Source organism: Streptococcus bouchesdurhonensis, assembly GCF_948472335.1.
The window spans coordinates 385100-406082 of record NZ_CAOKTW010000002.1 but is presented as its reverse complement, the minus strand read 5'-3'; the positions used below and the strand labels follow the sequence as shown (position 1 = coordinate 406082).

General features: G+C 40.7%; 12 protein-coding genes and 9 pseudogenes. 2 read left to right on the top strand and 19 right to left on the bottom strand.

From position 1 onward, the window contains the following. Positions 1-56: 56 nt before the first annotated feature. Together QMQ21_RS04935 and QMQ21_RS04930 are read right to left on the bottom strand one after the other, a co-directional pair. Positions 57-1285: pseudogene (locus tag QMQ21_RS04935) on the bottom strand (tetratricopeptide repeat protein). Further along, a pseudogene (locus QMQ21_RS04930) lies at positions 1275-2440 on the bottom strand (AI-2E family transporter). The pseudogenes QMQ21_RS04935 and QMQ21_RS04930 overlap by 11 nt, the downstream one beginning before the upstream one ends. Positions 2441-2583: 143 nt before the next feature. Here QMQ21_RS04930 and QMQ21_RS04925 point away from each other — a divergent pair. Then, positions 2584-3595, top strand: a pseudogene (locus QMQ21_RS04925) (lactonase family protein). Here the strand turns inward: QMQ21_RS04925 and QMQ21_RS04920 are convergent. The 10 genes and pseudogenes from QMQ21_RS04920 to QMQ21_RS04875 all read right to left on the bottom strand — a co-directional run bounded on the left by QMQ21_RS04920 (position 3592) and on the right by QMQ21_RS04875 (position 11147). Further along, the gene (locus QMQ21_RS04920) at positions 3592-3855 is read right to left on the bottom strand and encodes a hypothetical protein (RefSeq protein ID WP_196312670.1); all 264 of its coding nucleotides are present in this window, start codon (positions 3853-3855) and stop codon (positions 3592-3594) included. The pseudogene QMQ21_RS04925 and the gene QMQ21_RS04920 overlap by 4 nt on opposite strands. Before the next feature lie 118 nt (positions 3856-3973). After that, entirely contained in the window at positions 3974-4393 is a 420-nt protein-coding gene (locus tag QMQ21_RS04915) for a F0F1 ATP synthase subunit epsilon (protein ID WP_000192870.1), read from the bottom strand. A gap of 10 nt (positions 4394-4403) precedes the next feature. Next, positions 4404-5810, bottom strand: a pseudogene (gene atpD, locus QMQ21_RS04910) (F0F1 ATP synthase subunit beta). A gap of 84 nt (positions 5811-5894) precedes the next feature. Beyond that, entirely contained in the window at positions 5895-6773 is an 879-nt protein-coding gene (locus QMQ21_RS04905) for a F0F1 ATP synthase subunit gamma (RefSeq protein ID WP_000301219.1), read from the bottom strand. 15 nt (positions 6774-6788) lie between these two features. Further along, the gene (atpA, locus tag QMQ21_RS04900; RefSeq protein ID WP_000996633.1) at positions 6789-8294 is read right to left on the bottom strand and encodes a F0F1 ATP synthase subunit alpha; all 1506 of its coding nucleotides are present in this window, start codon (positions 8292-8294) and stop codon (positions 6789-6791) included. Positions 8295-8308: 14 nt separating this feature from the next. Continuing rightward, the gene (locus QMQ21_RS04895) at positions 8309-8845 is read right to left on the bottom strand and encodes a F0F1 ATP synthase subunit delta (protein ID WP_166735898.1); all 537 of its coding nucleotides are present in this window, start codon (positions 8843-8845) and stop codon (positions 8309-8311) included. Continuing rightward, positions 8845-9339, bottom strand: coding sequence for a F0F1 ATP synthase subunit B (gene atpF / locus QMQ21_RS04890; RefSeq protein WP_000558555.1), 495 nt, complete (start codon positions 9337-9339; stop codon positions 8845-8847). The genes QMQ21_RS04895 and atpF overlap by 1 nt, the downstream gene beginning before the upstream one ends. A 13-nt stretch (positions 9340-9352) precedes the next feature. Next, a complete protein-coding gene (gene atpB / locus QMQ21_RS04885) occupies positions 9353-10069 on the bottom strand; it encodes a F0F1 ATP synthase subunit A (RefSeq protein WP_000392851.1) in 717 nt (238 codons plus the stop codon). 34 nt (positions 10070-10103) lie between these two features. Further along, complete coding sequence (locus tag QMQ21_RS04880) at positions 10104-10304, bottom strand: F0F1 ATP synthase subunit C (RefSeq protein WP_001054890.1); 201 nt, start codon at positions 10302-10304, stop codon at positions 10104-10106. 429 nt (positions 10305-10733) lie between these two features. After that, positions 10734-11147, bottom strand: a complete 414-nt coding sequence (locus tag QMQ21_RS04875) for a GNAT family N-acetyltransferase (RefSeq protein ID WP_000499170.1) — start codon at positions 11145-11147, stop codon at positions 10734-10736. A 225-nt stretch (positions 11148-11372) separates the two neighbouring features. Between QMQ21_RS04875 and QMQ21_RS04870 the strand changes: the two are divergent. Beyond that, positions 11373-12421: pseudogene (locus tag QMQ21_RS04870) on the top strand (IS630 family transposase). Between the two features lie 161 nt (positions 12422-12582). Here the strand turns inward: QMQ21_RS04870 and greA are convergent. From greA to QMQ21_RS04835, 7 genes and pseudogenes are all read right to left on the bottom strand, one after another. Then, the gene (gene greA, locus QMQ21_RS04865) at positions 12583-13065 is read right to left on the bottom strand and encodes a transcription elongation factor GreA (RefSeq protein ID WP_000818760.1); all 483 of its coding nucleotides are present in this window, start codon (positions 13063-13065) and stop codon (positions 12583-12585) included. A gap of 61 nt (positions 13066-13126) precedes the next feature. Then, positions 13127-14790: pseudogene (mltG, locus tag QMQ21_RS04860) on the bottom strand (endolytic transglycosylase MltG). A gap of 80 nt (positions 14791-14870) precedes the next feature. Then, a complete protein-coding gene (locus tag QMQ21_RS04855; protein WP_023937207.1) occupies positions 14871-15365 on the bottom strand; it encodes a GNAT family N-acetyltransferase in 495 nt (164 codons plus the stop codon). Continuing rightward, a pseudogene (locus QMQ21_RS04850) lies at positions 15362-15820 on the bottom strand (GNAT family N-acetyltransferase). Before QMQ21_RS04850 ends, QMQ21_RS04855 begins: the two are co-directional and overlap by 4 nt. Before the next feature lie 9 nt (positions 15821-15829). Beyond that, positions 15830-17167, bottom strand: a pseudogene (gene murC, locus QMQ21_RS04845) (UDP-N-acetylmuramate--L-alanine ligase). Between the two features lie 10 nt (positions 17168-17177). After that, positions 17178-17795 (bottom strand): divisome accessory protein ZapJ, encoded by a 618-nt coding sequence (gene zapJ, locus QMQ21_RS04840; protein ID WP_023937204.1) that lies wholly within the window; start codon positions 17793-17795, stop codon positions 17178-17180. 47 nt (positions 17796-17842) lie between these two features. Beyond that, positions 17843-20937 (bottom strand): annotated as a pseudogene (locus QMQ21_RS04835) (pilus expression-regulating Snf2 family helicase). Positions 20938-20983: the final 46 nt, after the last annotated feature.

Genomic DNA, 20983 nt, shown 5'->3' with positions numbered 1-20983 from the left:
ATAAAAACCGTAGCTATCAAAAGAGATAAACTACAGTTCTATATGTTTAAACATTCTTACAATCTCTCAAACAGTTCTTGCATTTGCACATCATCTGGAACCAGTTTTAAGTAAGCTTGTGCATTGACTTTTGCTTCCTCAAAGTAGCCCAATTCACGCAAGACATAGATATAGTGTTCCAAAAACTCTGGATTGTCCTTTAAATCTCCTGCCAACTCTTGGTAATGCTCATAGGCAGTATCCAAATCGTCCATTTCTTGATAGGAACGAGCAATCATCCACTTGGTCAAGAGATTTTCTGGCTCATCGCTCTGCAAGTCTAGAATATCCTCATAACGCTCCTGCTCCAGATAAATAGTGGCTAAACGAAGCAAGATTTCTTCTGTATCCTCAGCGTCTTCTTTAGCTGTTAGGAGATAATTTTCTGCCCCACTTGCATCATGCAATTCATAAGAGAATTGCGAAGCAGCTAGCAAGAGGCGAGTTTCAAAGGGATTTTTCTCTAAGCCTTGCTTAGCGATACGCAGGGCTTCTTGAACTTGATGTTCCTTATGTAAGGCCTGGCTATAACCATATTCATAGCCTTCAAAGTCAGGAGAAATGGTATCAAGCTGCTTAAAGTAAAGGGTGGCTTTTTGGTATTCTTCTTGATCAAAGTAAAGGCTGGCCAACTCAAAAGCTGTTAGGTCATCGTATTCTAACTCCAGGGCTTTTTCTAAAAACTCAGTAGCCGTTTCAAATTTCCCTAACTGGGCATAGGCAAAACCAATTCGTTGATAGGTGGAAATGCCCGTTTGCTCATAAATAGTACGATTATCTAACTGGGCATAGCCTTGAATGGCCTCTTGGTAATTTTCCAACTCACTATCCAACTCTGCCAAACCCAATATCAAGAGAGGATCCTCTGAGTAGGTCAAAGCCTCCAGCAATTTCTCACGCGCCACATCTGTCAAACCTTCCATCTGGTAAAGATCTGCCTTCAAAGCCAAAGCCGAAACATACCAGTCACTGTCAGCTTGGATTTCCTCAAGATAAGCAAAGGCTTCTTCGATTTGACCATCCTCGCTAGCAATTGCAGCTAGATTAAGATGAAGCTCTGGGAAATCCTCTACAATTTTCAGGTAAATCTCCTTTGCCTGAGGATAAAAACCAATTCCTTCAAGATAAGTTGCCAACTCATACAGAAGGTCACTGGATCATTTTCTAAAGCTTTGACGAAATAGTGCTCAGCCTTGGCTAAATCTTGCTCCTCCAAAGCCTGTAACATCTGTTGACTATTGTTCACTTTTGACTTCCTCGCCCTCTAATTCATATAGACCACTGACTGCCTTATACCATTCGAAAATGGCTGAAATGACAACCTTAGCAGAGGCATAAACTGGAATACCAAGTAAAACTCCCCAGATACCAAACATAGATCCTGAAGTTAACAAAACAAAGAGAACATTAATGGGATGGATGTTTAATTGACTTCCCAAAATCAATGGAGAGACAAAACGGCCTTCAATAGTTTGTTCTACGATAAAGACAATCACTACTTTCAAAAGCATAACTGGACCAGCAATCAACCCCAATACTAGGGCAGGAAGCATGGCTAGAAAGCTACCAAGATAAGGAACCAGATTTAAAATACCAGCAGTAACCCCCAACGTAACTGCATAGCGTAGACCAATAATCTTGAAGAAAATCATAAACATTACTGCTACAATAATAGCCACTGTTACTTGCCCTCGAACATAGTTGGACAACTGTTGATTCACATCTGATAAAACTTGTCCAACAGGTTCCTTCAATTTTCTTGGCATAAATTGGGTCAAATAGTTACGCAAGCCTTTCCCATCACGCAAGAGATAAAAGAGCATGAAAGGAACGATAATCAAGGCAACAATCACTTGAGAAGCTCCGCTAATAAAGGCACTCACCCAGTTGACTGCCTGAGATGAAACTTTACTTGCCCAAACTGTAGCCTGACTAGAGAAGTTTGTCAAAACCTGCTCTAACTGAGGTCTGAAATCATCTGGCAGGTGCTGGGCTACCAATCCATTAACAATCCTATCTATATCTTCTAAGTAAACAGGAACGTTTCTTGCAAAGGTCAAAACCTGACGTTGCAGATTTGGAATAGCTACTGCCAAGCCCCAAATGATAAAGATAGCGATGATGACAAAGACAATAGTGATAGCTATGACACGATTCACCTTATGCTTCTCCATCCAATCAACAATAGGATTTAATAAATAATATAGTAAACCAGATAGAATAACTGGCAGCATCACAACTGCCAAAAAGTCTAAAACAGGTGAAAATAGAAAACTAATCTTACTTAAAATAAAAGATTCAGTCCCAATAATAAGGTTACCAAAAATACCGTAATGGCCTTGTTATCCAAAAACCACTTGAAAAACCAAGACAGGCTAAAATGTTTCTCTTTTTGTTCCATAAATACTTCCTTTCTATCGTTCTCTCATTATACCATTTTTAAATCAAAATAACTCTTTTTTAAAGTGCTTACATCTAATTGGATGTCTTTAATTGGCTTGTTTTTGTGATATAATAGTCTTATCTTTATATAGAGGTAAAGTTATGAAAGAAACTGTTTATTTTGGAACTTACACACGTCGTACTTCCCAAGGGATTTACAAGGCTGACTTTGATACAGAAACTGGTCAGCTTTCAAACCTAGAACTTTTTGCAGCTGAACCAAGTCCAACCTACCTTGCCTTTGACCAGCACCAACATTTATACACCGTTGGTAGTCAAGACGATAAGGGGGAATTGCAGCCTATCAAACTGACGGGACTGTGTTAAATCATGTCGTTGAGGAAGGAGCTCCCACTGTTATGTTGCTGTCGATGAAAAGCGTAATTTGGTCTATGCAGCCAACTACCATAAAGGACAGGTACTGGTTTATAAACGTCAGAAGGATGGGAGCCTTTTACTTAGTGATGTAGATCAACACAGTGGCCAAGGTCCACATGAAAATCAAGCATCTCCTCATGTTCACTATACAGATTTAACACCTGACCACTATCTAGTGACCTGCGATTTGGGTACTGACCAAGTCATCACTTATGACCTTGACCAAGAAGGAAAATTATCTAAGCTCTACACCTATCACAGCCAGCCAGGAGCAGGCTCACGCCATATCGTTTTCCATAACCACTATAAAATCGCTTATCTGATTTGTGAACTCAATAGTACTATCGAGGTTTTAATCTACGATGGTGTTGGCGAATTTGAACGTATGCAGGTTATTTCAACTTTACCAGACGGTTATGAAGGCTTTAATGGAACCGCTGCTATTCGTCTCTCTAAAGACGGTAAATACCTCTACGCTTCTAACCGTGGTCATGATTCTATCGCAGTATATACCATCCTTGCGGACGGTAGCTTAGAGTTATTAGAAATCGTTCCAACACATGGTCAGACTCCACGTGATTTTGATTTGACACCTGACCAAAAATTTCTCATTGCTGTCCACCAAGACTCTGACAATGCAACTGTCTTTAAACGTAATTGTGACAATGGTCGTCTAGCAGAACTCTCCAACGACTTCCATGTTCCCGAAGCAGTCTGCATCCGTTTTGCTCCTTAATACTCTTCAAAAATCTCTTCAAACCACGTCAGCGTCGCCTTACCGTAGGTATGGTTACTGACTTCGTCAGTTCTATCCACAACCTCAAAACTGTGTTTTGAGCTGACTTCGTCAGTTCTATCCACAACCTCAAAACTGTGTTTTGAGCTGACTTCGTCAGTTCTATCCACAACCTCAAAACTGTGTTTTGAGCTGACTTCGTCAGTTCTATCCACAACCTCAAAACTGTGTTTTGAGCTGACTTCGTCAGTTCTATCCACAACCTCAAAACTGTGTTTTGAGCAACCTATGGCTAACTTCCTATGTTTGCTTTTTGATTTTTATTGAGTATAAAACACCATAAAAAAATGAACTTGGAATTTTCAAGTTCATTTTTTCTTATAGTCTATTTCCGACATTAATACGGTTAATGGCACGTTGCAGCGCAATCTTCGCACGACGTTCTTGGTCAATCAAGTGTTTGTCTTGTGCTTCTTCAATTGCACGTTCTGCACGAAGTTTGGCACGTTCTGCACGACTGATATCGATATCACGAGCACGTTCTGCAGAGTCAGCGACGATTGTGATCATATCATTGGCAATTTCAATAACACCGCCATTTACTGCAATCCAGTTCACGTGATCTTCGTCATCAATACGTTTCACCTTTACTTCATCAACTGCTAAAACCGCAATCATATTTTCATGTCGTGGCAAGATCCCCATCTCACCATCCAGAGTTCGAACCGATACATAGCTGGCATGGTGATCATAGACGAGACCATCTGGTGTCACGATCTGGACAGTTAACTGAGTCATAGATCACCTCTTAAAATCCCATTTTTTCAGCTTTTGCAATCACATCTTCGATAGAACCTACACCACGGAAGGCATCTTCTGGCAAGTGGTCGTATTTACCATCAAGGATTTCCTTAAAGCCACGTACCGTTTCAGTAACTGGAACATAAGAACCTGGCTGGCCAGTAAATTGTTCCGCAACGTTGAAGTTTTGTGACAAGAAGAACTGGATACGACGGGCACGAGCCACCAAGGTCTTTTCTTCATCAGAAAGCTCATCCATACCAAGGATAGCAATGATATCTTGCAATTCATGGTAACGTTGAAGGACACGTTTTACTTCTGCAGCAACTGCATAGTGCTCTTCTCCAACGATTTCAGGTGCCAAGGCACGTGAACTTGAAGCAAGTGGGTCAACGGCTGGGTAGATACCCAATTGTACCAACTTACGTTCCAAGTTTGTTGTTGAATCCAAGTGAGCGAAGGCTGTTGCTGGCGCTGGGTCAGTATAGTCATCCGCTGGCACATAGATAGCCTGGATAGAGGTTACAGACCCCTTCTTAGTTGATGTAATACGCTCTTGCAATTGACCCATTTCCGTAGCAAGGGTTGGTTGGTAACCAACGGCTGATGGCATACGACCCAAAAGGGCAGATACTTCTGAACCAGCCTGAGTGAAACGGAAGATATTATCAATAAAGAGAAGCACGTCTTGGCCTTCTACATCACGGAAGTATTCAGCGATTGTCAAACCAGTAAGGGCAACACGCATACGTGCTCCTGGTGGCTCATTCATCTGACCAAAGACCATGGCTGTTTTCTCAATAACGCCTGATTCTTTCATTTCCCAGTAAAGGTCATTCCCCTCACGAGTACGTTCCCCAACATAGAGTAAATACTGAAATACCACCGTGTTCTTGGGCAATGTTGTGAATCAATTCTTGGATTAAGACTGTTTTACCAACTCCGCACCACCGAAGAGTCCAACTTTACCACCTTTAAGGTAAGGGGCAAGAAGGTCGATAACCTTGATCCCTGTTTCAAGGATTTCAGAAGAGGTAGACAATTCATCAAAAGTTGGAGCTTTTTTATGAATTGGCTGACGCTCTGCGTCTTCTGTAAAAGGAGCTTCCAAGTCAATGGTATCTCCCAAAACGTTGAAGACACGTCCCAAAGTTTCTTTACCTACTGGTACAGAGATTGGACGACCTGTGTCCAATACTTCCATTCCACGAGTCAAACCATCTGTTGATTCCATGGCGATAGTACGAACCATACCATCTCCCAACTCTAAGGCTACTTCAAGGACGATTTTTGTTTTTCTTTCGTCATTTTTGTAGACGACAAGTGCATTGTTAATCTCAGGAAGTTTTTCCCCTGCTGCAAACAAGACGTCTACAACGGGACCGATAACCTGAGCAATTTTACCTGAACTCATCTCCTTCTCCTATTCTATATAAGATACTGTCGGTTCTAGCTAAACTAGGTCCTAAGTTCATTTTCATACGAGCTGGACTAAAGCCTATTCTAAGGCACTAGCTCCTGCTACAATTTCTGTAATTTCTTGTGTAATCGCCGCCTGTCTGGCACGGTTATACTGAATTGTCAAATCATTGATGACTTTCTTAGCATTATCTGTCGCTGTTTGCATGGCTGTCATACCAGCAGCATTCTCAGCTGTCTTGGCATCGATAATGGCACCGTAAATCATACTTTCTGCAAACTGAGGCAATAACTGCTCCAAAATTTCTTCTCGGCTGGTTTCCAATTCAAAAGTCAAGCTGTAGTCTTCATCCGCTTCATTTGGATCCAAGTCAACAATCGGAAGCATTTGTTCCACACGCATTTGACTGGTTAGCGTATTGACATGGTGGTTGTAGCAAACATAAAGCTCATCAAAGAGTTCATTTTGGTACATTTCAACAGTTTTTGAAATAATCTTACGAACTTGATCAAAGCTAGGTTGGTCTGCCAAGCCACGTAGTTCATAAAGTGGTTGAATACCACGAGCCTTAAAGAAATCAGCTCCCATTCCACCAATACAGATTATTTCAAAACCTGTACCGTCTGGGTGGTATTCTTCTTTCAACTCCATAACGGCTTTCAGAATAGAGGAATTATAACCTCCAACCAAACCGCGGTCTGAAGTGATAACGATATAGCCTGTCTTCTTCACAGGACGGCTAATCAACATGGGATTGGTTGAACCACCAGCTCCATTACCATGGAGGATATCTGTCAAGAGCTTGCGCACTTTCTGAGCGTAAACTTGGAAGTTACGAGCAGCTTCTTCAGAGCGACCTAGCTTAGCAGCTGATACCATCTGCATGGCATTAGTGATTTGACTCGTATTTTTTGTTGAGGCGATTTTTGTTTTAATATCATTTAGAGATACTGCCATCTGACACCTCTATTCTTATTGGAAGCTGGTTTGGTTGAGAAACTCTGTAATCGCAGCATCCAAGACTGCTTCTTCTGGCAAGTCTTTTGTATCACGAATGGTTTCCAAAATCTCTGGATGTTGAGCATCAAAGAAGGCATGGAACTCTTCCTCGAAACGAACAATATCATCTACTGGAACAGTATCCAAGAAACCATGTGTCAAAGCATAGAGAATGGTTACTTGTTTCTCAACAGGCAATGGTTTGTGAACAGGTTGTTTCAAGACTTCAACTGTACGACGACCGCGGTTCAACTTAGCCTGTGTTGCCGCATCCAAGTCAGAACCAAACTTAGTGAAGGCTTCCAACTCACGGTATGAAGCAAGGTCGATACGAAGTGTACCAGCAACCTTCTTCATGGCTTTGATTTGTGCAGAACCACCTACACGTGATACAGATGAACCCGCATCGATGGCTGGACGAATACCCGCATTGAAGAGACCATCACCAAGGAAGATTTGTCCATCAGTGATAGAAATCACATTGGTTGCGATATAGGCCGAGATATCTCCTGCTTGTGTCTCGATAAATGGTAGGGCTGTAATTGATCCACCACCAAGTTCATCAGAAACTTTAGCTGAGCGCTCAAGCAAACGGCTGTGAAGGTAGAAAACATCCCCTGGAAAGGCTTCACGACCTGGAGGACGACGAAGCAAGAGTGACAGTTCACGATAAGCTACCGCTTGTTTTGATAGATCATCGTATACAATCAAAACATGCTTCCCTTGGTACATAAATTCTTCCGCCATGGCAACCCCAGCATAAGGAGCTAGGAAGAGCAATGGAGATGGTTGTGAAGCAGAGGCTGTCACAACGATTGTGTAGTCCAAGGCACCGTACTGACGAAGTGTTTCTACTTGCGTACGAACTGTTGATTCTTTTTGTCCAATTGCGACATAGATACAGATCATATCTTGATCTTTTTGGTTCAAGATTGTATCAATCGCAATGGTTGTTTTCCCTGTCTGACGGTCACCGATAATCAACTCACGTTGACCACGACCAATCGGTACAAGGGCGTCAATAGCTTTCAAACCAGTTTGCAATGGTTCTGAGACTGACTTACGTTGCATGACACCAGGAGCTGGCGCTTCTACTGGACGAGTTTTATCTGTGTGGATTTCTCCAAGACCGTCAACTGGACGACCAAGCGAATCCACAACACGACCAATCAGACTTTCACCTACTGGGACTTCCATGATTTTACCTGTACGGCGGATTGTATCGCCTTCACGAATATCTGTAAAGTCACCTAGGATGATAATACCAACGTCTGTTGACTCTAAGTTTTGAGCCATACCATAAGAACCGTTTTCAAAGATCAACAACTCTCCACTCATGGCATTTTCAAGGCCGTGAGCACGCGCGATACCGTCCCCGATATAGGTTACAACACCTGTTTCAGTCACATCAAAATTAGGTTTGAAATTTTCAATTTGTTGCTTAATTAAAGCGCTGATTTCTTGTGCGTTAATTGCCAAAAGAACACCACTTTCTATTTCAAATTTTCTTTAACAACTTTAAGTTGTTGTTTAATACTCACATCAATTGTCTTGTGATTGGCAAAAATAACAAAACCACCAATGAGACTTTCATCGATTTGTTCTTTTACACTCCTTACTCTCAGAGACATTTTCTTATCAATCAAAGGGAGCAAACGACTCTTTTGTTCATCAGTTAGAGGATGAGCAGCAGTAATCGTCACTTCAAATCGATTTGTTTCTTTTTCAAGTCGGTCCAAGCAATCTACAAGCACATCATAAAAAAGATTTACTCTGTGATTGTAGGCCAGAACCTGGATAAAGTTTTGTAATAAAGGTGACACAGAGTCTTGGAAAAAAGCAATCGTTTTTTTCTTGTCAGACTCATCTACTGTCACTTTTTTTAAAAAAGAAGGTAAACCTGTTTCTTCAGCAATTTGCTTGATTTGAGTCAAGTCTGAAAAGATACGGGCTTCTTCTCCTTTTTCAAGTACCAATTGGACAAAAGGCATGCTGTATTTTTCAATTACCTTTACTGTTTTCTTGTCCATTAAGCTTCTCCTAGCTGATCGATATACTGATCAATGAGTTCTTTATGGGCATGACCGTCAAGGTTTTGTGAGATGATTTTACCAGCTAGGCTGATGGTCAAATCTGCTACCTCACCCTTAACGCTTTGTAAAGCTTCAGCTTTGTTTTGAGCAATTTCTTGGTTTGCTTTTTCTTTTAAGCGTCCTGCTTCTAGTTTAGCATCTACTAAAATACTAGCCTTACTTTTCTCAGCTGTTGTTTTCGCATTCTCAATGATTGCCTTGGCTTCTTTACGGCTACCAGCCAATTCATCTTCGCGTTTTTGAGCCAATACTTCTGCTTTTTGACGAGCTTCTTCAGCACTGTCAATATCAGTAGCAATTTTTTCAGCTCTTTCTTCGAAAATGCCTGTAATATTAGACCATGCAAATTTTTTAATCAAGACTAGCAAAAGAATAAAAGAGCCAGTGATTAAAATAAAATTACCAATCAATTCACCTACTGTTACGTGCATCAGTTACTCCTTTCTATTCCTCTTCAATATTAATCTTATTCCCTAAATACACAGATGTCAAAAGAGTAAAGACATAAGCTTGGATGCAGGAAATAAAGACAGAAAATGCAGTCCAAGCCAAATTAGCTCCAAAGGCTACTGGATACCAATAAATAGCTTGGTGGGAAAGAAGAAGTAACAAACTCGTCATGACCTCTCCTGCAAAGATATTCCCAAAAATCCGCAAAGCCAAAGATAAGAAGTTTGTAAATTCTTCCAAGATATTCATCGGTATGACAAAAACAGGACTCATAAAAGATTTTATACTTTTTTTAAATCCACGACGACGAACGCTTTCTATATGTGTCAACAAAATGACAAGAAAAGATAAGGTTAAGTCATACTGTAAATTAGCGGTTGGCGAACTCCACCAGTTAGTCCCATCGATCGTTTGAAGCTTTGTCATTAAGCCAAGGTTATTGGCAATCACCATGAAAAGAAATAAACAAAGGAAAAAGAGTGAGTAATCTTTCATGTAGCGCGAACCAATGTTAGGTTCTGTAAATCCAATAACAAAGTCATAGACATACTCAAGTACATTTTGCTTTCCTTTGGGTTTCAAGGTCATATTGCGGCTTGCCCAATAAATAAAGACAAAAATAACTCCCACAATCAACAAGGTCATGGCTAACATAGTCAGATTGAAGATAACAGGACCAATAGAGATGATTGGATTAATACTTTCTTCCATCTAAAATCCTCCCTTTTCTTCTCGTTCCATGTATTTATTTGATAATAAATGAGAAGACAAGAGTTACAAAGAAAGTTCCTTCAATAAAGGCAACACCTAAAAACATCAAACTACGAAACTCAGAAAGCATATCTGGTTGGCGTGCTACTGATTTAAACAGTCCATTCATCAATAAACCTTCACCGACAGATACGCCCATACAGGCAATACATAAGCCTAAATATGTTAAATTCATAACGAATTCTCCTTTAAAATAAAATTTACTTACTTAGTGTAGTCCTAAAATTTAAATTTGTCAACTTTTAACCACTATTGGAAGCGTTTAATAAAAATTATTTCCATTTTCTTTCGGATTTCACTCTATTCTGAAAAACTCGAGAGGGGAATCTCGGATTAATGTCAATTTAAAAAGATAGAGAGTTTTTAGTTTAAATAAATTGTTTTAAAATATCAACCACATCACTTCTTTTCTTAACCCGATAAGCCTTGATTCCCAATTTCTCAGCTGCCATTGCATTGTACCCAATATTGCCCAGAAAGACACAATTTCTAGGTTATAACTGGTATTTATCGATAGTTACTCATATACATCAGTCCACCTCCATACTTATGTGCGAGCCTCTCTTTGTATTATACCTCCATACTCACCTTACAGATTCTTTTGCTAATAATATCTTTGCCCAATGTAGGGATAGTCTTGTAACCTAAAGACTTCCTTGTAGCCATACCTTTTATAAAAATCAAGAGCTTGAAACTGGTAGGTATTGACAAAGGCAAAACGACAGTTTCGATTCTTAGCTTCAGTTTCTGCTTGCTGCAATAGTTTTGAACCGATTCCTTGCCCTCTCAGTTCCTCTTTTACAAATAAATACTCGATTTCTAGCCAATTTCTAAAAGTCTCTACTATCAAACCTGCCAGGAGATTGCCCTTTTCATCTTCGACATAAAGATTAAGTGGCTCACTTTCAGCTTCCTCTCTTTTTGAACGGTTATAAACACGAATCAGATTCCCTATTTCTTGCGATTTATGTGATTCCTTATTTTTCAATCTAAAGTATAGTGAAATAAAATAAAACATGCGCAAATCGATTAAGGAATTTAATCTAATTTCTAACAATGTCTTAGAAACCAAAGTATACTATTTTAACTTCAATGCACTATACATCTAATACTCAATAAAAATCAAAGAGCAAACTAGGAAACTAGCCACAGGTTGCTCAAAGCATGGTTTTGAGGTTGTAGATAGAACTGACGAAGTCAGCTCATACTAGACTAAAATCAAAAAGCATTATATAATAGTAATATGAAATCAACTAAAGAAGAAATCCAAACAATCAAAACACTTTTAAAAGACTCTCGTACAGCTAAATATCATAAACGCCTTCAAATCGTTCTATTTCGTCTGATGGGTAAATCTTATAAAGAGATTATAGAGCTTTTAGACTGTAATCAAACAACGATTTGGCCAACTGTAAAAAAATATGAGGAGTTCGGACTCGACTCTCTCCTTCAAGAAACACGTGGTGGTCGTAACCATGCATATATGACAATTGAGGAAGAGAAAGCCTTTCTTGCCCGTCATTTGAAGGCTGCAGAGGCAGGAGAATTTGTTACAATTGATGCCTTATTTCAGGCTTATACAAAGGAGTTAGGTTCTTCCTACACACGTGATACCTTCTATCAACTCTTGAAGCACCATGGTTGGCGAAATATTAGGCCACGTCCAGCACATCCCAAGAAAGTAGACTCTCAAACCATTGTCGCGTCTAAAAATAAAATCTCAATTCAAGAAGAAAAGAAAGCGCTTTAAAACCAGTAGACCTTTTCGTAAAGGTTCGCTTGATGTACCAAGATGAGGCTGGTTTCGGTAGAATCAGTAAACTGGGATTTTGTTGGGCTCCAATGGGAGTAGGTCCACATGTCCATAGTCACTATATACGAGAATTTCGCTATTGTTACGGAGCTGTTGATGCCCATACAGGCGAATCATTTTTCTTAATCGCTGGTGGATGTCATACTGAGTGGATGAACGCCTTTTTAGAAGAGCTTTCACAAGCTTATCCAGATGATTATCTTTTACTCGTTATGGACAATGCCATATGGCATAAATCAAGTACCTTAAAGATTCCGACTAATATTGGTTTTACCTTTATTCCTCCATACACACCAGAGATGAACCCCATTGAACAAGTGTGGAAAGAGATTCGTAAACGTGGATTTAAGAATAAAGCCTTTCGAACTTTGAAAGATGTCATGAATCAACTTCAAGATGTTATACAAGGACTGGAGAAGGAGGTGATAACGTCCATCGTTAATCGGAGATGGACTAGAATGCTTTTTGAAAGTAGATGAGTATTAAAACATGGTTTTGAGGTTGTAGATAGAACTGACGAAGTCAGTAACCATATATACGGCAAGGCGACGCTGACGTGGTTTGAAGAGATTTTCGAAGAGTAGCAAAATGGAAAAAGGAGTGAGTGAAGTACATCGCCTCCCCACTCCTTTTTCTGTTTTTAGGCTGTTTTTTCAACCTTCAAGATTTTTACATCATAGCTACCAACAGGCGTTTCAATGGTTGCTGTATCACCTGTTTTCTTGCCAATCAAGGCTTGTCCAATTGGGCTTTCATTTGAAACTTTACCTGCAAAGGCATCCGCACCCGCTGAACCTACGATAATATAAACTTCTTCTTCGTCCTCACCAATTTCTTGGATGGTGACTGTTTTACCAATCGCTACTTCGTCCTGGGCAACTGCGTCGCTATTGACGATTTCAGCATAGCGGATTTTTGTTTCTAAGCTAGAGATTTGTCCTTCGACAAAGGCTTGTTCATCCTTAGCTGCTTCGTACTCACTGTTTTCTGAAAGGTCACCGTATGAACGGGCAATCTTAATGCGTTCTACCACTTCTGGTCGACGAACCAATTTCAATTCTTCTAATTCTTTTTCAAGTTTTTCCTTTTCCTCAAGGGTCATAGGATATGTTTTTTCTGCCATTTTTCTCAACTTTCTTCTAATAATATTTTCTAAAGAAAATTATGTGAAGTATCACATAATTTTAGTTTGTTTGGTTTAATTTGCTGTTGACATGTTCAGCGACATTGCGATCGTGGTCTTCTTGATTATTAGCATAGTAGACCTTGCCTTCTGTGACATCTGCTACAAAGTAGAGGTTATCGCTCTTAGTTTGATTGATGCTTGACTCAATCGCATCCAGACTTGGACTATCGACTGGACCAGGCATGAGACCTACATTTTTATAAACATTATAAGGTGAATCAATGTTGGTATCAATCGCAACATCCTCAGCTAAGCTGATATTTTGCCCCAGTTTTCCTTGGGCATACAAGATTGCAATATTACTTTGAAGTGGCATATCACGATTCAAACGATTGTAGAATACACCTGCAATGAGCTTACGATCTTCTGTCTTGGCACCTTCTTTTTCGACCAAGGAAGCAATGGTCAACAACTCATTGACAGTCAAGTTTTTAGATTTGATAGTACTATAGTAAGGAGATAGGTTCTTATCCATAGCAGCTAACATCTCATCAATCAAGCTCTCAACAGTTGTGCTTTCCTTGATAGAATAAGTAGCTGGGAAAAGGTATCCTTCCAAACGATAACGCGCACCACTATCTTTTGCAGGCAAACTTTCCAATAAAGTAGGATATTTAGCTACTGCTTGACTGATAAAGTTCTCATCTTGAACTTTTGCTAGGAAAGCATCCGCTGTCAAAGGCTCTTTGAAGTCACCTTGCAATTGACCTACCGCTTGTGCAATTTGATCCAAGGTATAACCTTCTGGAATTGTCAAAGTCGCAAGGACAGGTTCTTGTGGTTCATCTGTTCCACCTTTTTGCAACTCTTTGAGTAAGTCTTCTGTACTCATACTCTTTTGCAAATTGTAGTAACCTGCTTTCAAGTCGGTATAATTTTTATACTTGGCATAAAAGCTAAAAATCAGACCATGCTTTACCAAACCAGCTTTTTCAAGCGTCGTACCGATTTCTTGAACGTTTGAACCTTCTGGAATTCAACCGTCACATATTGTTTCGATGAAGCATCCACAGGCTGTAAAGATGACTGAACATACTGGTAACCAAAGTAGCCACCTGCTGAGAGCAAGGCAAGGAATACAAGGAATGAAATCACAAAAGCTTTCACATGTGACTTCTTCTCTTTCTTAGACTTAACGGGTTTTGCTCCTTCTCTACGGCTACGACGTGGTGTATCGCTGATGATATCCACTGTTTCTGTAGCAGGCGTAGGTGTTTCTGAACCTGCTTGTTCTGCTTTTTTCTCTGCCGTCTTATAGGAAACAGCTACCCTTGTTGGGGTTTCATTGTATTCTCTTTCAAGTTTCTTAGGTCTAACAGGACCTGGTCCTGGTCTTGAACCACTTTCTTCCGCTGGAGAAGAAGGTACATCTTGACTTGGATGACTTGGAACACCAGGAATTTCTCTTTGAATCTCATCTGCTGGAGAAGCTGGTACATTTTGACTTGGGTGAGTAGGCACGGTAGGAGCTTTTCTCATAATCTCCTCTACCGTTGACAAGGAATCAGCCATGAGTTCTTCAGCTGAAGGTTCATTTGCAGGAGTGCGAACTACTGCATTATCTTCTTTCAGAACTTCATCATAGCTTTTTACTTTTTCTAAATCTCTCAGAATCTGCTCTTTAAAGCTTAATTTCTCTTCTTCTCTTGACTTTTCACTCAAAAGTTTTTCCTCCTTGTTGACAATCCATAATATTATATCTTAAAAGTCCAAGAAAAGCAACCTATGATACTTTTCCTAGCTTATTTTTTCGTTTCCCAGATCATATCATACCAAGTTTCCCCTGCAAAGGTTGACTGGGACAGGCCTTCATTGACAAATCCATGCTTTTCATAGTAGGTGATGAGATAGTCATGACAGGTTAGGTTAATACCTTCTCTTTCGTGTTTAAGAGCCAGTTCTTTCAAGGCTATTAGTAATTTTTGTCCAAGTCCGAGGCCCTGTGCTTCTTTGGCAATAGAAAGACAGGTCACAGAGATATAACCACCAGGCTCATGACTATAGTCTTTTATTTCTTCTGTAAAGGACTGGTCTTGCAGATGGCGGTGGGGGCCAACTGGTCCTTCGATATAACCCATAATCCTGCCCTCTTTTTCTGCAACCAGAAAAGAGGTCTGAATTTCTCGCAAATGTGCCTCAAAGACAGATCGAGGAATGGCTTCTTCAACCGAGAAATTCTCTAGTTCAATCTCGACGATACGATCCAAATCTTCTAATTTTGCTTGTCTGATCTTCATTGTGCCTCCAGATAAAAGGGATTAAACCAAATCATACTAAAACCCTGGCTAGTTTCATAAAGGGAAGTTTCTTCATCAATAAAACCGTTCATTTCAAAATAGGAAAGCAGCTCATCAGGACTCTCCAAACAAATCCCTTTGTAATCCAGCTCAACTGCCACCTCTTTCAAAGCCGCAAGAAGAAGTGTTCCCAATCCTTGTCTCTGATGGTCAGACTCAATGACTAAAGAATCTACTTTTAGACATTGCGGATTGTCTGACTGGGGACTTGATAGAATATAGCCTAAAAGTTGGTTTTCATCCTAGCTAGAAGAAAGGTATCCGCACACTTACGGATACTTTCTTCTAAGATATGGGAAGGTTGCTGCTTTTCAGTAAAAAGACGAAGTTTGAAGTGCCTCTATCTCAGCCAAATCAGACTGACTTGCCTGAATGATCTTAATTGGAATTTCCATGAGAATAACCTATTGAACATTGCTTGTCAAGTTAGACAAGAGTCGCTCAAATGAGTATTCATAGGTTTGGATATCTCCTGCTCCCATAAAGACGTAAACAGCATTGTCATGGTCTAGGAGAGGAGAAACATTTTCAACAGTAATGACTTGGTGTTTCTTGTTGATTTTATTAGCTAGGTCTTCTACCTTAACATCACCATGGTCTACCTCACGAGCAGATCCATAAATTTGGGCTAGGTAAACAGCATCCGCTTGGTTTAAAGCGTGGGCAAAGTCATCTAACAAGGCAATGGTTCTTGTAAAGGTATGCGGTTGGAAGACCGCTACAATTTCCTTGCTTGGGTATTTCTGACGAGCCGCATCCAAGGTCGCAATAATTTCTGTTGGATGGTGGGCAAAGTCATCGATAATCACTGTGTCATTGACAATTTTCTCAGTGAAACGACGCTTAACACCTAAGCAAATGTTTTCAAGTGCTCACGCACCAAGTTCAAATCAAATCCTGCTGTGTAAAGAAGACCAATAACGGCTGTCGCATTCATGATATTGTGACGACCAAAAGTTGGGATGTGGAATTGACCCAAGTCTTGTCCACGGAAATGAACGGTGAAGGTTGAACCAGTTGTTGAACGAAGAAGCTCACTAGCTACAAAGTCATTGCCCTCAGCTTCAAAACCATAATAATAAATCGGAGCATTAGCCGTAATCTTACGCAATTCTGCATCTTCACCATAGACAAAAAGACCCTTGGTAATTTGTTTGGCATAGTCGTTAAAGGCATTGAAAACATCCTCGAGACTTGTGAAATAGTCTGGATGGTCAAAGTCAATGTTGGTAATAATAGAGTATTCTGGGTGATAAGGCATAAAGTGGCGCTCATATTCGTCAGATTCAAAGACAAAATATTTGGCATTGGCCGAACCACGACCTAGTCCCATCCCCAATCAAGAAGCTGGTATCTGTAATGTGAGACAAGACGTGTGACAACATACCTGTCGTTGAAGTTTTTCCATGCGCTCCTGCTACTCCCATGCTGACAAAGTCACGCATAAAGCTACCTAGAAATTCATGGTAACGTTTGTAGCTGATACCATTTTGGTCCGCATAGGCAATTTCGACGTTGTTATCTGGACGAAAGGCATTTCCAGCGATAATTTCCATATCACCGTCTAGGTTCTTTTCATCAAAAGGAAGAATAGTAATCCCTGCCTGCTCAAGACCACGTTGGGTAAAGTAGTATTTTTCAACATCTGATCCCTGTACCTTGTGCCCCATTTGGTGCAACATCAAGGCCAAGGCACTCATCCCTGATCCCTTAATCCCGATAAAATGATATGTCTTTGGCATGTTTTCTCCCCTATTCTGTCATTCTGGTCAGATTCAACTCTTGGGCAACCCGACGTTCTTGTTCTGTTTGTTTACTTTTTTTATTGTAGATTTGGCTCTTCTTTAGAAAATCATAGTTGTTTTTCTTTGGAGCAGGTGCTGATACTTCTTCATTCTTGGTAGGGATAGAATGAACTTCTTCTGCCAAGATGTAATGAGACTGGGTCAATTTTTGACTATATTTGACAAATTCACCAGGATTTTCCTTTTGGAAAGGCGCTGTCGGTTGATTGCCCTGTCTAACAAGGCCTGATTTAGAATGACGTCTCGCACGGCTGAAATCCTGAGTTAGATAGTTAGCAGAGCGTTTCTTTTTCAAGTCCGCACGCGCTTCTTCACGCGCCACCTCCGCATAGCTCTTTCCTTCTTTTTTAACCCCTAAAGGAGCTTTTTTAGGTTTCTCGACTTGCTTTTCAATCGGTTTTACTGGTTTTTCTTCAGCAATAGGAGCCCATTCTAAATAATTTTTATCTCGATACTCACCCTTGATATTACTGATCAGATCAGACTCATCATACAAGTTCATGACTGGCATTTCAGTCAACATGACCTCGTCATCTGACACCAATGGAAATCGTTCTTGTTTCATTTTCTATTTCCTTTCAACACTTCATTATAGCGTATTGTCTTGATTTTTCAAGTGCTGGCTTCAGAAATTCCCAAAATTTCTCTAATTTCTGCTAGGCTGAGACTGCCACGTGACTCTGTTCCATCCAATACTTGTGACACCAGATGTTTCTTTTGTTCTTGGAGTTCCTGAATTTTTTCTTCAATGGTTCCCCTGGTCACTAAGCGATAAACCTCAACCGTTTCTTCCTGACCCATCCGATGGGCACGGCCAATGGCTTGCGCCTCTACCGCAGGATTCCACCAAAGATCGACCAAGATAACCGTATCAGCACCTGTCAGGTTCAGACCGACACCACCAGCCTTGAGGGAAATCAGAAAGGCATCTCTTTCCCCTTGGTTAAAGGCCTTGGTCATGTCTTGTCTTTCCTTGGCTGGGGTTGAACCCGTAATTTTAAAGGAAGTCAAGCCCAAGTCTGGCAGTTCTTGTTCAATTTTCTCCAACATTCCCTTGAACTGCGAGAAAATCAAGACACGGTGTCCGCCGTCTGCCACCTGTACCAGCAGGTCTCGGAGACTATCCAGTTTGCCACTGGCTCCCTGATAATCTTCCATAAAGAGGGCAGGAGTGTCACAGATTTGGCGCAAGCGCATCAGACCAGACAAGATTTCCACACGACTTCGCTGAAATTCCTGATCTGACACTTGAGCCAATCTATCTCTCATCTGTTGCAACTGGGCTAGGTAGATAGCCTTTTGCTGGTCTTCCAGTTCATTCTTATAAACTACTTCAATCAAATCTGGCAATTCAGTCAGCACTTCTTCTTTCTTGCGCCTCATCACGAAAGGCTTGATAAACTGAGCAACGCGCTCAGCTGGTAATTTCATAAATTCTTTCTTGCTTGGCAAAAGTCCTGGCATGACGATTTGGAAAATAGACCACAACTCACCCAGATGGTTTTCAATCGGAGTTCCTGACAAGGCAAAGACAGACGGCACCACAAATTGTCTCAAAGTCTGAGCAATCTTGGTCTGGGCGTTTTTCATGACCTGAGCCTCATCTAAGAAAAGGAAGTCAAAGGCCATCCCCTGATAAAGCTCACTGTCCTGACGGAAGGTAGCATAGCTCGTCACATAGATTTGATGGCTCTCAGCAAGAATCTCTTCACGACTAGCTTTCAAACCATGAACAACAGCCACATCCAACTGTGGGGCAAACTTCTGAAATTCATCTGCCCAGTTGTAAATCAAACCTGACGGTGCTAAAATCAAGACCCGACTTTCTTTTGTCACTTGACTGGTCAAAAAAGCAATAGTCTGCAGGGTTTTACCAAGTCCCATATCATCAGCCAAAATTCCACCAAAACCATAGTGATGGAGCATTTGCAGCCAGCCGATTCCCTTTTCCTGATAATCTCGCAAATCGGCCTGAACCTGAGTTGCTTGTCTAGGGAAGTCCTCTGGATGCGTCAAGTCGTGAGCCAGATTCTGGAATTCTTGTGAAAAAGAAACACGGTCTCGCCCTTCAAAGAGATGAGCTAAACTGTAGGCCAAAGATTTCCGAGCCTGCAAGGTCCCATCTTTTAATTCAAACTGCCCCAGTTCCTGTAGATTTTGGCGAATTTTCTTGGTTTCTTCATCGAAAAAGTAGACTCGATTGGACGAATCAATGTAAAAATCTTGATTGGCAACCAAGGCCTGCATGGCTTGATCAATTTCCTCTTGGGCAATATCTTGAAAATCAAATTGGATTTCCAAGAGACCTCCCTTGGAAGCAATCTGCACTTGAGGGCTTGCTAGGTTATAGAGTTCTTCTAACTTGTCTGATAGGTCAACATTCCCGAGTTTTTCAAAGACTGGAATGATTTCGTGGAAGAAATGATAGACAGACTCTGCTTTTAGGGCCTGACGCCAAGATTGAAAGTCTGCTTCAAAACCTGTAACCAAACAGACTTGGAAAATTCTTTCTTCTAAGTCAGCATCACTTGAAAATGGCAATTCTTCTAGCTCCTGTCGGCTAGATACCTGTCTATCCCCATAATCAAACTGAATCTCTAAACGAATCCGATTATCTTCTTCCCTGTCAAAGTAAAGAGGGCGCAAACGTTTTGATTTGTAACCGTTCTGGAGCTGAAACAGTCCCCATCTGGCTAAAAAAAGTTAAACAAGAAGCCAACTTATCTCGGTCACTACTATCAAATTGCAGGTATTTCTTTCCATGCTGATCCACAGATAGCGCTTTAATTTCCTTGAGAAGACGCATCTGTTGGTCTGTTAGAAAATAAACCTGTCCTTTATGGAAAAGTACAGCTCCCTGATAAAAGGCATTAACTCTTGGACTCTCTCTGATTTCCATTTCAAAATAATCCGAGTATTCTATTACTGTAAAGGCAAATAGATTAGCATCAGCATGCATATCCTGAAAAAGCAGGGTCTGGTAGCTATCCACTTGATGGTCAAATTGAAAATGGGGCAAGGTCATCAGTAAATTCACACCCTGCTCAAAAAAGGTCAGAGGGAAAAAGAGGTGCCGACCCTGGTTTTGGAAAAAGAGGTCTGGAGCCTGTCCTTCCTCCATCAGTCCCCGTAAGAACGTCAGAAGTTCTTGGCTGGCCTCATCAAAGGCTTCCCAAGAAAGAGACTCCTCATAGACCTTGCCAATCATATAAGACTTTCTCTGCTCGACAATCCTTAAAAAGAGTAGAATATCCCGAATGACATAGTATTTTTGGCTATTGATTTGGCCGATTCTCAGAGTCCACAAGATATGATTGCTTCCTGCTTCCACCTGACCCACAACTGATAACTCATAGGCGCATTCTGATTTTGGAGATAAAATTCGATCCAAAAACTTGCCACCCAAGGTCACCTTGGTTTCAATGGCCTCTTTTTCTTCATGACCTTCTTCCAGACTCCACAAGATTTCCTGACCACGCTCATCATTTTTCAGAAAATGCTCTAGCGCTGCCAAATGCACACAGTAGCCCCTCTTTTGAAAAAAATCACAGGCACAAAAAACCAAATCATCCTCTAAACTATAGCGCAGTTCTTCTTCTGCAACGCGAGCGTAGAGCCGATTGTTCTTTTCCTTGATGATATCAACCTTACCAGTTTCATAAAGGGCAACACCTTCGATACGAACTTTCCCCAATCAATTTAGCCATATTTTCACCTTTACCTTATCTTTTTATTATACCATATTTTCGCCTA

Bases quoted from the DNA above. Each gene is read 5' to 3' on its own strand.
- QMQ21_RS04915 (WP_000192870.1), bottom strand. From the start codon at position 4,393: ATGACTCAGTTAACTGTCCAGATCGTGACACCAGATGGTCTCGTCTAT.
- QMQ21_RS04905 (WP_000301219.1), bottom strand. From the start codon at position 6,773: ATGGCAGTATCTCTAAATGATATTAAAACAAAAATCGCCTCAACAAAA.
- QMQ21_RS04895 (WP_166735898.1), bottom strand. From the start codon at position 8,845: ATGGACAAGAAAACAGTAAAGGTAATTGAAAAATACAGCATGCCTTTT.
- atpF (WP_000558555.1), bottom strand. From the start codon at position 9,339: ATGCACGTAACAGTAGGTGAATTGATTGGTAATTTTATTTTAATCACT.
- atpB (WP_000392851.1), bottom strand. From the start codon at position 10,069: ATGGAAGAAAGTATTAATCCAATCATCTCTATTGGTCCTGTTATCTTC.
- QMQ21_RS04880 (WP_001054890.1), bottom strand. From the start codon at position 10,304: ATGAATTTAACATATTTAGGCTTATGTATTGCCTGTATGGGCGTATCT.
- QMQ21_RS04875 (WP_000499170.1), bottom strand. From the start codon at position 11,147: ATGTTTTATTTTATTTCACTATACTTTAGATTGAAAAATAAGGAATCA.
- greA (WP_000818760.1), bottom strand. From the start codon at position 13,065: ATGGCAGAAAAAACATATCCTATGACCCTTGAGGAAAAGGAAAAACTT.
- QMQ21_RS04855 (WP_023937207.1), bottom strand. From the start codon at position 15,365: ATGAAGATCAGACAAGCAAAATTAGAAGATTTGGATCGTATCGTCGAG.
- zapJ (WP_023937204.1), bottom strand. From the start codon at position 17,795: ATGAAACAAGAACGATTTCCATTGGTGTCAGATGACGAGGTCATGTTG.